The organism is Arcicella rosea, assembly GCF_040543805.1.
GTDB lineage: Bacteria > Bacteroidota > Bacteroidia > Cytophagales > Spirosomataceae > Arcicella > Arcicella rosea.
In genome coordinates, this window is sequence record NZ_JBEUMS010000004.1 from 12,435 (window position 1) to 25,947 (window position 13,513).

General features: G+C 34.9%; 16 protein-coding genes. 8 read left to right on the forward strand and 8 right to left on the reverse strand.

Features of this window, described 5'->3' with window-relative positions; genetic code table 11:
• Window positions 1-56: 56 nt before the first annotated feature.
• On the forward strand, window positions 57-707 hold the full coding sequence (locus ABID42_RS06255; protein ID WP_367282911.1) for a hypothetical protein: 651 nt from the start codon (window positions 57-59) through the stop codon (window positions 705-707).
• Window positions 708-775: 68 nt separating this feature from the next.
• Window positions 776-1,555, forward strand: coding sequence for an enoyl-CoA hydratase/isomerase family protein (locus tag ABID42_RS06260; protein WP_367282912.1), 780 nt, complete (start codon window positions 776-778; stop codon window positions 1,553-1,555).
• Window positions 1,556-1,966: 411 nt separating this feature from the next.
• Here ABID42_RS06260 and ABID42_RS06265 read toward each other — a convergent pair whose 3' ends face one another.
• Entirely contained in the window at window positions 1,967-3,346 is a 1,380-nt protein-coding gene (locus ABID42_RS06265) for a Gfo/Idh/MocA family protein (protein ID WP_367282913.1), read from the reverse strand.
• Between the two features lie 183 nt (window positions 3,347-3,529).
• On the opposite strand from ABID42_RS06265, the gene ABID42_RS06270 reads away from it, so the two are divergent.
• Entirely contained in the window at window positions 3,530-4,552 is a 1,023-nt protein-coding gene (locus ABID42_RS06270) for an SPASM domain-containing protein (protein WP_367282914.1), read from the forward strand.
• Between the two features lie 118 nt (window positions 4,553-4,670).
• On the forward strand, window positions 4,671-5,555 hold the full coding sequence (gene ybiA, locus ABID42_RS06275) for a riboflavin biosynthesis intermediates N-glycosidase (protein WP_367282915.1): 885 nt from the start codon (window positions 4,671-4,673) through the stop codon (window positions 5,553-5,555).
• Between the two features lie 167 nt (window positions 5,556-5,722).
• On the opposite strand, the gene ABID42_RS06280 is transcribed toward ybiA, so the two are convergent.
• The 7 genes from ABID42_RS06280 to ABID42_RS06310 all read right to left on the reverse strand — a co-directional run bounded on the left by ABID42_RS06280 (window position 5,723) and on the right by ABID42_RS06310 (window position 10,945).
• Window positions 5,723-6,649 carry a ketopantoate reductase family protein gene (locus ABID42_RS06280; RefSeq protein WP_367282916.1) on the reverse strand — a complete coding sequence of 309 codons (927 nt, stop codon included), beginning with the start codon at window positions 6,647-6,649 and terminating at the stop codon, window positions 5,723-5,725.
• 21 nt (window positions 6,650-6,670) lie between these two features.
• Window positions 6,671-7,468, reverse strand: coding sequence for a CocE/NonD family hydrolase (locus ABID42_RS06285; RefSeq protein ID WP_367283149.1), 798 nt, complete (start codon window positions 7,466-7,468; stop codon window positions 6,671-6,673).
• Window positions 7,444-8,538 carry a CocE/NonD family hydrolase gene (locus ABID42_RS06290; protein WP_367282917.1) on the reverse strand — a complete coding sequence of 365 codons (1,095 nt, stop codon included), beginning with the start codon at window positions 8,536-8,538 and terminating at the stop codon, window positions 7,444-7,446. The genes ABID42_RS06285 and ABID42_RS06290 overlap by 25 nt, the downstream gene beginning before the upstream one ends.
• Window positions 8,539-8,548: 10 nt before the next feature.
• Window positions 8,549-9,106: a DUF1572 family protein gene (locus tag ABID42_RS06295; RefSeq protein ID WP_367282918.1), complete on the reverse strand. Its 558-nt coding sequence runs from the start codon at window positions 9,104-9,106 to the stop codon at window positions 8,549-8,551.
• A gap of 11 nt (window positions 9,107-9,117) precedes the next feature.
• A complete protein-coding gene (locus ABID42_RS06300) occupies window positions 9,118-9,399 on the reverse strand; it encodes an antibiotic biosynthesis monooxygenase (protein WP_367282919.1) in 282 nt (93 codons plus the stop codon).
• A gap of 28 nt (window positions 9,400-9,427) precedes the next feature.
• Window positions 9,428-10,264, reverse strand: a complete 837-nt coding sequence (locus ABID42_RS06305) for an alpha/beta hydrolase (RefSeq protein ID WP_367282920.1) — start codon at window positions 10,262-10,264, stop codon at window positions 9,428-9,430.
• Window positions 10,265-10,348: 84 nt separating this feature from the next.
• Window positions 10,349-10,945, reverse strand: a complete 597-nt coding sequence (locus ABID42_RS06310) for a TetR/AcrR family transcriptional regulator (protein ID WP_367282921.1) — start codon at window positions 10,943-10,945, stop codon at window positions 10,349-10,351.
• Window positions 10,946-11,117: 172 nt separating this feature from the next.
• Between ABID42_RS06310 and ABID42_RS06315 the strand changes: the two genes are divergently transcribed.
• The 4 genes from ABID42_RS06315 (at window position 11,118) to ABID42_RS06330 (ending at window position 13,513) form a co-directional block, all read left to right on the forward strand.
• Window positions 11,118-11,600, forward strand: coding sequence for a MarR family winged helix-turn-helix transcriptional regulator (locus ABID42_RS06315; protein WP_367282922.1), 483 nt, complete (start codon window positions 11,118-11,120; stop codon window positions 11,598-11,600).
• Window positions 11,601-11,752: 152 nt separating this feature from the next.
• On the forward strand, window positions 11,753-12,535 hold the full coding sequence (locus ABID42_RS06320; protein ID WP_367282923.1) for a PhzF family phenazine biosynthesis protein: 783 nt from the start codon (window positions 11,753-11,755) through the stop codon (window positions 12,533-12,535).
• A gap of 15 nt (window positions 12,536-12,550) precedes the next feature.
• Window positions 12,551-13,045, forward strand: a complete 495-nt coding sequence (locus tag ABID42_RS06325) for a GNAT family N-acetyltransferase (protein WP_367282924.1) — start codon at window positions 12,551-12,553, stop codon at window positions 13,043-13,045.
• 6 nt (window positions 13,046-13,051) lie between these two features.
• Window positions 13,052-13,513, forward strand: a complete 462-nt coding sequence (locus ABID42_RS06330) for a GNAT family N-acetyltransferase (RefSeq protein ID WP_323260093.1) — start codon at window positions 13,052-13,054, stop codon at window positions 13,511-13,513.

The window sequence follows — 13,513 nt, forward strand, 5'->3', positions numbered from 1 at the left end:
TAAAAAAACTTACTGGCTGAAAGCTGATGACTGAAAGCCTAATAAACAAAAACCACTTGAACACACGTTTTGCCCAAATATTATCAGCATTGTTGCATCCATTGGCTATGCCAACCATCATTTTTGCTGTACTTTTTTACATTGGTCCCGAATCAATTCATAACCTTGAATTATTTAATGGTACTTCCAGAGTTGGTATGATGAGCTTAAAGCTTGGGCTTTTATTACTCATCTTTTTACAAACTTTTATCTTGCCAGTGTTCTGTATTTATGCGCTTCATCGTTTCAAAATCATCAAAGATTTAAAAATGGAAACTTTGGCTGATAGGAGAGTTCCCTATTTGGTGACGGTGGCAATTTATACTTTCGTCGCAGTTTTTTTTACTTTCAAACTTCGTCAATTTCCAGAAGTTTCACTTATTCTTACCAGTATTGCTTTTTCTATTTCAGCAGTTTCATTTATTAGTCTTTTTTGGAAAATATCTGCTCATGCCGTAGGTGTAAGTGGAACAGTTGGCGCTTTGGCGGGTATTGGAGCTAAATTTGGGATTGAACAACTGTTTTTCCCTATCTTAATTGCAATTCTTGTTGCTGGTTATTTAATGGCGGCAAGGCTTCATCTCAATGCACATACGCCTGCGCAAATTATAGCTGGAACCGCACTCGGTTTAGCTGTTAGCCTCTCGGTTGTTATCTTCTTTATTTAAAATGTTATGCTTGCATAATAAATAAAAAAATCCCAAATTGGTGCTGATAATCCCAAAAAGCAAATCTCATGTATCAGCATCTCATTTATCAAGTTCAAAACGGCGTTTGCACGATTACGCTGAATCGATCAGAAGTTTACAATGCACTGAATACTTTACTTGTTCAAGAAATTACACAGGCTTTTGAAGTGGCAAAGGCAGATGATTTTGTAAGAGTAGTTGTATTGACAGGAGCAGGTGAAAAAGCTTTTTGTTCAGGAGCAGATTTGAAAAGCGGTATGACTAATGCTACAAGTTTGGGAGATTCTCTTCGAAAAAATTACAATCCAATGATTTTGGCAATCAGGAATTTACCAAAACCTGTCATTTGTCGATTGAATGGTACAGCAGTAGGAGCGGGCTGTTCTTTGGCATTAGCTTGTGATATGATTATCGCTGCTGAAAATGCTAAAATGTCTCAAATTTTCGTCAGTATTGGTTTAATTATGGATGCTGGTTCTTCGTTCTTTTTACCCAAATTAGTTGGTTCACAAAAAGCCTTTGAGCTTTGTTCTACAGGAAGAGTAGTGGAAGCCCAAGAATGTTTAGCTTTAGGTTTAGTCAATTCGGTTGTTACTCCAGAAAACTTAGATTTAGCCGTTTCCAACATGGCGAATCAATATGCCAATGCGTCTACTTCTGCTATTGGATTAATCAAAAAAGTATTGAACCAATCGTCTTTTTCTACTTTAGAAGAGATGTTAGAATTGGAAGCCATTAACCAAGATTTAGCAGGAAAAACTCAAGATTTTGAAGAAGGGGTAACGGCTTTTTTGCAAAAAAGAAAGCCATCCTTTAAAGGTTTTTGATGAAAGATTATCTAAAAAAGTAAAAAAGTCGTTAGCATAACCAACGACTTTTTCAATAACCCTAACCCATAAAAAAATCTGTAAAAAAACTAAAATATGTAATCAGCCAATATAATATTTCTAAAAAATAAGCATGAAAAATAGTCAGGAAAACGATTAAAAGATTGATTTTGCCAAAGGAAAAGAATAAATCAATCTTTATGATTGATACTTAAATATGAAGAATTGTATTCCAAAAAATACGATTTGATTCATATCTTCAATTCATTTGGCGGAATGTTTTGCTGATATTTAATTCTAATACAAGATGAAAAGTAATTTTTATAAAAACAAGATAAGTGCAGATTATTTTTGATTTAATAAGAAAATACCTTTTCGAGTTTTAAAATCATGAAAAGGTATTTTTCTGTTTTATCCTAATTTCATCGTCTCAGGATTCCAAATTACTGGCTTTCCAATCTCTGCACTTTTATTACAAGCCAAGGCTGGAGCTGCGGCTCTTAAACCAAAAGTAGCATCTTCCCACACTTTTTTCCCTGTACGGATTGATTCAAAGAAATTAATAAAATGGTCTAATCTTGAATCATAGCCATCGGCAGCCTTAAATGTAATTTCTTTGCCATATTGCCATTTGGTATCTTCTTCAGAATACATGGCTTTGTAGGCTTTCATTGATTCTTCTTGTTGAGCTTGCGAGAAAGTAGCCAATGAATCATATCCTCCAATTTCTGGAGCTTTCGGACGTTTAAAGTTTTTCACTTTCAAGCCTCCCCATGATAATTCTATTACGCCTTCGGTTCCAATCAAACGAGTAGGAGAGCCACCACTTCCACCATCAGCTAAATTTACTCTAGTGAAAAATTGAAAAGAAGGATTGGTTTTTGAGGCTGGATAATTCATTAAAGCTGTCACAATATCGTAAGCATCTCTGCCATCTTTCCATAAGTTTAAATCGCCCAAAGCAAATATTTTATCTGGACCAGTTGAGCCTGTAATGGTGTGCAAATTGGTGAGTAAATGCACAAATAAATCGCCAGCTACGCCCGTTCCGTAATCTTTGTAATTTCTCCAACGGAAAAATCTTTTTGCATCAAAAGGCATTTTGGGTGCATCGCCGATATAAGTATCCCAATCAACTGTTTGGGTAGAAGCATCCGTTGGAATGGTATATTGCCAAGCACCATTGGCAGAAGTACGGTCGTTTGTAGCTTCCACATAAACCAATTCACCAATAATACCCGATTCGTAGATTTTTTTTGCTTCCCAAGTAACAGTACTACTCGCCACTTGCGAACCTACCTGAAATACTTTGCCTGTTTTTTTCTGTGCATCAATGACTGCTTTTCCTTCTTCAATATGATGAACCATTGGTTTTTCACAATACACATGTTTGCCCGCATTCATGGCATCAATTGAAATTTTATCATGCCAATGGTCAGAAGTACAAACCAAAACAGCATCTATGTCTTTTCTGATGAGAATTTCTCGATAATCTTTTGTCGTGAAAATATCTTTTCCCCATTTTTCCTTCGCTCTTTCCAATCTACCACTATATAAATCACAAACGGCAACGATTTCAACTCCCGGTACTTTTAAAGCCGTATCGGCATCATAATGACCAATAATTCCAGAACCAATCAATGCGATTCTGACAGTATCATTGGCACTGATTTTTGCAGTTGATTCTAAGGTGAAAGTTTTTCCATAAGCATCACTCAGTGCTGTTCCACCGACGAGTAATGCAGAAGTTCCACTGATTTTTCTAATAAAATCTCTTCTTGAATGTGACATAGTTAAATTGAATGTTTGTTTGATTGAATATTTTTAAGCGAGGAATTTCGTTAAATAAATTACTACTTTATTTGAACAAGCGTATGTTACTTTGTCCTGATGCCTAATTTGGCTTTTCGTCTATTTGGAGGTATCTTGCATTATACGTAGGCCTGGGCTATTATTAATTGTACAACAAATAAAATGAACGGAAATCTTAAAGATGGACTAAACCTACTTTCGAAACTTACTCCAAAACGTATTTGGAATGGTTTAAAAGTGGTCACTAGTTTTTATAACTCTAAACTTTTAGGGAAGCCAACGCAATGGGGAATGCCTATCAGTATTTCTTTTGAACCTACTACTTCATGCAATTTGCGTTGTCCTGAATGTCCGAGTGGCTTGCGTTCTTTTACTCGTCCAACGGGAATGTTGGAAGGCGATTTATTCAAAAGAACGCTCGACGAACTGGAAAGTACTTTACTCTATTTAATCTTTTATTTTCAAGGAGAACCTTATCTTCATCCACAGTTTTTAGATTTAGTTGGCTACGCTTCCAAAAAAGGAGTCTATACGGCTACGTCCACCAATGCCCATTATTTAACGGATGCGAATGCTAAAAAAACGGTAGAATCTGGTTTGGATAGATTGATAATTTCAATTGATGGTACAAGTCAAGATACTTACGAACAGTATCGTGTGGGTGGAAAATTGGAGAAAGTACTTGAAGGAACAAAGAATATTATTAAATGGAAAAAGGAATTGAAATCAAGTACGCCACATATTGTTTTTCAGTTTTTGGTCGTAAAGCCAAACGAACATCAAATTGAAGAAGTACAACAATTAGCCAAAGATTTAGGTGTGGATGAAGTAGGCTTAAAGACAGCTCAGATTTATGATTACGAAAATGGCTCTGACCTGATTCCGACGATTGATAAGTATGCTCGTTATAAAAAACAATCGGATGGAAGCTATAAAATCAAGAATGAATTAATCAATCATTGTTGGAAAATGTGGCATTCTTGTGTAATTACTTGGGACGGTTTGGTGGTTCCTTGCTGTTTTGATAAAGATGCGCATCATCGTTTGGGTGATATGAAAACCCAAACTTTCAGAGAATTATGGCATGGAGCTTCATACAAACAATTCCGACAAACATTAATTCGCTCTCGTTCAGAGATAGAAATGTGTAAAAACTGTACTGAAGGAACGCAGGTTTGGGCTTAGAAATGTAGCACGAGTTTCCAACTCGTAAAGCAATCTAAAACCGTGTTCTGTGGCACTTACTTTTGGGCAATGGCAAACTCTACTTGTGAAAAATAGTAAAAAAAGCAAATATGATAAGATGGAAATAAATCTTAAATTATTAGGTGAAGAATTAAGTATAGAAGAAATTATATACTTATGTCAATATTATGATAATCCAGATTGGAGAGTTTGGGGAAACATATCAAATAGTATTTCAGACAATCAATTAGACCAAGTATTAAATTTTATCAGCGAACGAGAATTAAAAAAACAAAAAGCTTGGTTCGATTCGGCAACACAAGATGAAAAAGATGGCTTATTTAGAAGTAGTGCTATATTTAATGCCCGTGACCACTGGTTTGCAACAATCTTTGATGTATATGAAGTAGTCAATAATACAGGAGATTTCGCTAATTGGGGAATTGATAAAATTAGAAATAGTTCCCCTATCAATTATGCCATCGAAGAAATAGAAATGAGACTTAGTTACATGAAAGAAGAGGAACATTTTTACTTTTGTTCAGGGTCAAAACATCCATTTTCTATGTGTTTTCCTGTAGAAATAAAAGCTCATGATACTGTTTTTAAATCTGCTCTTCATTATTTGGTTTATGAAAAAGCATGTTTGTTTTTGGATAGAGATAATATGGATAGTTTATTATCTGATAAAATCGTATTGCAAGACTTGCCCCGAATCAACAAACAAATTAAGTATTATAACAAGATTGTGTGGAACATGGAGGTAGGAGGCACGCTAAGAAAAGTATTGATAGCAAAATTTACACAAAATGAAGAGCTAAAAACGGCTTTGTTCAATACAAAAGGAAAGACCATTGTATTAGCCGATGTTAATGATAATAGATGGGGAGTTGGCTTAACAGAAAACGACTTAAGGATTCTTAAAAGAGCAACTTGGCAAGGGAAAAACTTATTGGGTGAATTATTAACTGTCATTAGATTTGAAATGATGGGAGAATATTAACTATTTTGCTCTACGAGTTTGAAACTCGTACTACGGTAAAATCTTCCCTAACTAGCACAAGTATCAAGCAAAGCGTTACTTGTGCTAGTTTCTAAATTCAGTTTTTAACTGAATTTAGAAAAACGTCCAAGACTTAGTCTTGAACTAGTAGGGGAACGAGTAGGGTTTTATTGGCAAAATTTCAAGTCAGCTTTTATTTTTGTGAGTTCGCCAAGTAGTTTTGTTTGTACTACTTGATTCTTTTTGCCTAATTTTTGAGCAATAGCTACTACTGCAAAATTTAGTGTTTCAATCTCCGTTTTTCGTTTATTATTAATGTCTTGTAAGGTCGAGATAAGCTGTCCATCGCTCATTTTACTAATCATTAATACACTTTCAATTACCTCCTGTTCAGTTATTTCAATACCAGATAAATTGGCAATTGCCACACATTCGCTAATTACATTTTGGGCTAAATCCATAACACCTTTATCTCTTAAGAATACACCATTATCAGTATCTAAAAGCGGGCAAATGGAATTGAAAACACAGTTTGCAATCGCTTTTTTCCAGATAGTATATTGAATATTTTCTTCAGATCTAAATTGAAATATTGGGTTGTTTAGATGGTTTACAATATGTTGTAGGGTATCTTCTTTACCATTAATTATCCCAATTTGTGATACTGCTACAGGTTTGAACCTTACTAGGTTTTCTGCTACTACTTGGCATGTGGTAAACAACACACATCGATGAATATCTGTGAATCCTTTTTCAAGAAATGGAGATTCTACACCTAGTCCATTTTGTAGAAGAACTATCGGTGAGTACTTAGCACTTAACTTTAAGGTTTCAGCTAATTTTTCATTTCCAAAAGATTTATTGGTGACTACCAATATGCCATCGAATGCTGAATGGCTTGAAAGAGAAGTCACTTCGATGTCGGCTTTCAAAATAGTTTGTGTATCTATTTGAACAGATATTGTCTCATATTGTGTAGGAATGTTGTCTACACTTCCCCTGATGATATATACGTTTTTACCCTCTAATTTCAAAAAAACCGCTAACGCTTTACCAACTGCACCTGCTCCAATAATGTATATATTATTTTCCATTTGTTGTATTTGATAAAATGTTTACGGATATTTTACTTTCGCTGAATATTTTATTGTTGCTTTCTGAAAATCTGATTCCTTGGCTTTATAAATATTGTTCACGAATTTTTGAGGATTAATATCGAATAAAGGAAAGGCGGACGATTGTACCTGAATGATGATTCTATGCCCTTTTTTAAAAGTGTGGTAAACATCTTGAAGTCTAAAATCCAGATTCGTTTTAAGGTTTGGGACAATTGGTTCGGGACTGGAGAATGAATTTCTGAATTTTGCTCTCATTATCTCACTTCGTACCATCTGATGGTAGCCAGCCAATTTGATGCCCACAGGAGTGTAGGGACTATTAGGTTCATTTTGAGGATAACCGTCAATAAGTTTAACAAAAAAGTCAGCGTCAGTTCCTGATGTCGAAAATTTTAGACTCACCTTTATCTCTCCAATAAAGGTAATATCGTTCTTTAACTCTTCAGTTTGGAAAGTTAGAACGTCCTTTCTATGAGTAACAAACCTTTGGTCGTCACTCATGTAATCAGGTAAAAAATCAAGGGTTTCAAACACTCCTTCAGCATAAGGAACTGGATTCTTAGGGTCGGATAGATATTCCAGAAATCCTTTTTTGGGAGGATCTGATGATAGTTTTTTATCTGCATGAAGGTATAAATCTAAGCCTGTACCACCTTTAATGGGATATTTCGAAAAACTAGTCCATTCTTTTTTACCTGTATCAAAAAGGTAAGCTTTAGGAACTACCGTACTTTTGTCTATTGAATTTTTTAAATGTTTTTTATAAAATACTAATTCGATGTTTTGCTGAAAAATGTTGCTAAACTATCACCAAAATAAATGTTTCCTTGCAGGTGGTGGCCTTGTTCTCTTGACCAATCTCCATGACCAAACGGCCCCATAATCAAAGTATTTGAAACAGCAGTGTTGTTTTTTTCTATATGTTTATATATATCCAACACACCAATCATATCTTCGGCATCGAACCAACCGCCTACATTTAATATTGAAGGCATTTTTATAGATGTATTCAAATGGGGAATTATGCTCCGTTTTTGCCAAAAATCATCATAGTTAGGATGCTCGATTATTTCATTCCAAAAGAAATTATCTGAATATAGTTTCCCGAAATTTTGTAGAGGTGTCATCGACTTGTACCAATTGAAACTATTTTGAGTTTTAATTTCAGGGAAATGTGCTAGAAACCAATGATTTTCGGTTGGTTTTGGGGTATGAATACCGAAAACTGGCAGGGCATTGCCAACAGCCAAAACAAAAGCTCCATTATGATGGAAGTCTTCAAAGAAAAAGTCTGAAATAGGTGCTTGGGGAGAAACAGCTTTGATAGCAGGATGTCCGCTTAAAGCACCAGAAATGGCATAAAAACCTGTGTAGGAAATGCCATATAATCCTACATTGCCATTGTTGTTCGGGATGTTTTTCAATAACCATTCTATGGTATCGTATGTATCAGATGCTTCATCTACGTCTTTTGTAGTTTTTTGGGATGGAATGAAAGGACGCATATTTGTAAAAATACCCTCTGACATATATCTTCCTCTTACGTCCTGCTTGATAAAAATGAATTTTTCACGCATTACGTGGTTAGAATAATATAGTAGCTTTGGGTAATTATTAGACCCATAAGGTGAAGAGCCAAAACATGTACGATAAATTAAAAAAGGATAGGGGTTTTTACTGGAAATGTCTTTAGGAATATAAATGGAGGTGAATAATCTAATGCCATCTCGCATAGTGATATATACTTCTTGTTTTGAGAAGTTTTCTCGAACAAAAACTGAATCCTGTTGAGCTAATGTTAGCTTTTGTCCCATTAACATAAGAGGCAAAAGAACAAATAAGATGGCAGATAGAAATGTTTTCATGAGCTGAATATTATTTTAGATACTCATCTGTAAAATGAGTGTTCTGTTTTGGCTTAGAGAATTTGTTACTGTTGTAAGTACTCGAATTACCTTTTGGGATAGATAAAGATTGCCAGTTATCAGTAGCCATTTTACCGATATAAACAATTTGCCCAACATGGTATGGATAATGAGCAAGCTGTCTGTTGATGGCTTCCTGCACGGTATGCCCTTGATTTCGGATATAAATGATAGTGTCTAAATCGGAATTAGTTAATGTTTTGAGGGTATTGAATAGACAAGTCCACCCTTCATCCCATTTAGTCATTAATTCATTTTTGGTGAGGATGATGTTTTCAAATTCAGCATCCCTATTTCTCCATTCTTTTTCACCATCTGTAGTTAAGAAATCTGAACATCGAGAGAGCATATTTCCAGCAAGGTGGTTTACAATCATAGCAATACTATTACTTTCCTCGTTGTATTGCCAGAAAAGTTTGTCATCGCTTACTTGGTCAAAGGTCTTTTCAGCAAGCATTTTGTAATACTCAAATTGCTTAATGGCACTATCTAAATAATTGTTATCCATCTCGTTGATATTTATAGTGTTCCTTCTTCTAGTTTTTCTAAGTAAATAAACTCAGGAGCTTTTACACCTGCTTTTATTCTAATTTGAACTAACTCGGGTGACTCAAAGAACTTTCTTGCATTGTCGAGCGAAGTCCATTCAGAGAAATGCACGATGTTGTTAGCATCCTGTTCATATTTAAGCAACTGATAAGAAATTTCGCCTGCTAATTTCCTAATGGTGGCGGCTTCGTCAAAGACTTTTTTCCACAATAGATAATCTTTTACTTCGTGTATAATTAAGACGTATTTCATTTTAAAAGAGTGTTTTTGATTAAGATGTCTATTTTATAAAATTGATAACCTCATGCAGTAATTCTTCACTTTTCAATTCATGCCCAAGTCCTTTAGTAAGTTTCAGTGTTGAGCCTTTCCAAACCTGACTTAGGTTTTGTGAATCTAGATAATTGGTAGATTTATCACCTGTATCATGAACAATGAAGGCCTTTGTTTTAATATGTTGGGCAAAATTGATAGCTGAAAAGTATGATGGCTTTTGATTTAGTTCTTTTTCAAATTGCTCAGCAATTAATCTGATGGCTTTATTTGAAAGTCCCAAGAATTGAACATAAAACTTGAAAAACTCTTCTACTTTTCCTGGAGCAGCCAAAATAATAGCATTTTGAATGGATGTCTGTGGATTTTTACTCAGATAATAAGTAGTCGCAAAACCACCTATTGAGTGCCCAATGATTGTGTGTAAATCGGGGTGCTTTGCTAAGAATGCGGACAAAGTTCTTTCATAGATAACTAAATTCATGATTTTACCAGTAGAGTTACCATGTGCAGGAGCATCTAGCGCCAAAACAGTAAAGTCATTTTCGACCAAAGCCTTGATATATGATTTCCACCTGAAACTATGGCTTGCCCAACCATGGACCAATAGTACTTTTTTGGAACCAGTACCCCATTGGTACGTTTGAATCTTGTTTCCGTCTACTTCAAGAACTTCAGTAAAGGCAGGAATCAAAAAAGCTTGGTGATGTGGCTTGAGCCCTTTTAAAAATGGTGTACAAAAAAGGTTGAAGCCATCTTTTTTTAGCTTTTTAGGAAGCACAAAAGCTAACAGATTGAAATAAAAACCTGTAAAGCGTGCTGATATTTTCTTGATGATTGCCATTCCGAAATTTCAAATAAGAGTAAATGAAAGTTTTTATAAGTTTGAATTAAAATAAACCGAACGGTTTATTTTTTGATAAAAAAATTAGCGTAAATATTGTGTATTAATAGTAGCTTTTAGGTTTTCTAACAAGCCATTTAATATTTTGGGGTTATCTGCCAATTTACTCATCATCAGACCACCTTGGATAATACTAAATATCAATGTGGCTTCTTCCTGAGCATCCAATTCAGCCCTAAATTCTTTCGAATCGATACCCTTTTGAATGATGAACGCTAAGCCTCCTAATAGTTCATTCAGTGCTTTTTGTGCCTTGATTTTTAGAAAGGGTAGATTGTCATCAGATTCTATCGCTGTGTTAAGAAGCGGGCAACCTCCTTCTGTTAAAGGGTTTATGCTATAGTTTTTGTAGAAACTTAAAATGGCGAAGAGTTTTTCTTTGGCAGTATTTTCCTTTTTAATTTTAAAACGTAAAGCTTCTAAAAGCTTTCCAATAGAATGTTCAAAAGCTTCAATAGCAATTTGGTCTTTACTTTCAAAATTCCCATACACACCACCCTTGGTTAATCCAGTAGCCAATAAAATATCGTTCATAGTGGTAGCACTATAACCCTTAGTATTGAAAATAGGAGCCGATTTTTCAATAATGGCTTGTCTGGTAATATCTGATTTCGTAAACATAAAGCAAATATAAACCTATCGGTTTGTAAAATGCAAATGTATTTTTGTTTTTTTATAAATTAATTCAGCTCGCTGAAAATCTTCTCTTTTTCAAAAAGGAGAAGATTTTTTTGTTTAATTCAAAAAAACATTTAAAATTTGCGTAATCACTTACGTAATTGTTTACATAAAAATGGATTTAATATCAGAATTAGGCCCTTTGGCTTTTGGAAGTAGGCTCAAACGACTCAGCGAGACCATCATGCGTGGTGGTGAAGATGTGTACCGTTTTTACGGAGTTGACTTTCAACCAAAATGGTTTCCTATTTTCTATTTTCTTTCACAAAAAAGCGAAGCAGGAATTATGGAAATCGCTGAAGGACTGAATGTTACGCATCCTGCCATTATTCAGATGGCGAAGGAATTGGAGAAAAAAGGTTTGATAATTTCAAAAAAGTCTGACGAGGACGCTCGTAAACGTAATCTGAAATTATCAAAAAAAGGGAAAGTGTTGTTGCCTACTCTTCAAAAAATTTGGGAAGAAATTAGACAGATGAATGCTGAAATTATTGAAAATCAGGAGCATAATTTACTCATTGCCGTCAAAGAAATTGAAGATGCTTGGACGTCCAAAAGTTACTTAGAACGCTTTAAGGAATTTCACAAATTAGGGTGAAGCCGTGAGCTATGAGCAATAAGCTTTGAGCTTTTATACTTCTAAAATCTTGTGTATTGAATCTTATTTTAAAAAGCTAATCGCTCACTGCTCATAGCTAAAAAACCATTTAAAGAAGCCGAAAGCTCATTGCTGAAGGCTGATAGCTAAATATGAACCTAACAATCTATCAATTAGACGCATTTACGAATGAAGTATTTGCGGGTAATCCTGCCGCTGTAGTACCACTTAGGGAATGGATTTCGGATGAATTAATGCAAAAAATTGCAGCTGAAAATAATCTCGCTGAAACGGCATTTTACGTCGCCGAAGGAGAGCAATTTCATATACGATGGTTTACGCCAACAGTAGAAGTAAATCTTTGCGGACACGCAACTTTGGCAACGGCTTATACCATTTTTGAGTACGCCAAATATCCAAAAACAATTATAGAATTTAAGTCCAGAAGTGGCATTTTGAAAGTAGAAAAAAAAGGAGATTTATTAGAATTAGATTTTCCAGTGGATGTTCCAGTACCAGCAGAAACTCCCGAAGAATTACTCATTGGATTTGATGCAACACCAATACAAACACTGAAAGGAATTTCTGATTACTTCTTAGTTTTTGAAAACGAAAGTCAAATAAAAGCTTTAGAACCTGATTTCAGAACGATAGCCCAAGTTAAATGTAGAGGAATTATCGTAACAGCCAAAGGTGATGAAGTAGATTTCGTTTCTCGATTCTTTGGGCCGCAATCAGGGATTGATGAAGACCCTGTGACTGGTTCGGCGCATACAACGCTGACGCCATTTTGGGTGGAAAAACTCGGTAAAAGTACTTTGTCAGCCAAGCAAATTTCAGCCAGAGGTGGCGAGCTAACTTGTACTTTAGTAGGCGACAGAGTAAAAATTGCGGGCAAAGTTGCTCCGTATTTAAAAGGTGAAATTTTTGTTTAATTAAGATGTTAGAAAATGATTAATATACAATCCTTTGAAAATCAATATACTGACCAAGTGGTCGATTTGATTTTAACCATTCAGCAAAAAGAATTTCAAGTTCCGATTACCATTAATGAACAACAAGATTTATTAGATATTCCGAACTTTTACCAACAAAATCATGGTGATTTTTGGGTGGCTTTACACGAAAATCAAGTAGTAGGAAGTATCGCTTTGATTGATTGTGGCGAAAATGTAGGAGCGATTCGGAAGATGTTTGTCAAAAAAGAATTTCGTGGAAAAGAGTTTGGTATTGCCCAAAAACTACTGGATTTATTAACCAGCGAAGCACAAAAAGCAGGAATGAATAACTTGTATTTAGGAACTTTAGAGCGTTTACAGGCTGCCATTCGCTTTTATATCCGAAATGGTTTTGAGGCAATCGAAAAGCAAAATATTCCTTCTGTTTTTCCTTTTATGGCGGTTGACACGCATTTTTTTGAAAAAAACATTCATCCAATTTCTTAAAATATCATGGACAATAATTTGCAAATCATTGAATATAATTCAGCATATAAAGAAGATTTCAAAAGAATCAATGTAGAATGGATTGAGAAATATTTTAAAGTAGAACCACACGATTTAGAGCAATTGGAAGCTCCTGAAGAGATTATAGCCAATGGCGGACAGATTTTTCTAGCAAAATTGGGCGATGAAATTGTAGGTACTTCTGCTTTAATCCATGATGGCGATGACGTGTACGAGTTGGCTAAAATGGGCGTTACGCCCAAAGCCCAAGGTTTAGGTTTAGGTAAAAAATTGTGCATTATCACCATCGAAGAAGCCAAAGCTCGTAAAGCAAAATCATTATATTTATTATCGAATACGGCTTTAAAACCTGCTATTTCCATTTATAAAAGTATTGGTTTTGTTGAAGTACCCATTGAAAAGACTTTTTACGAAAGAACCGACATTAAAATGGATTATCCGCTATAA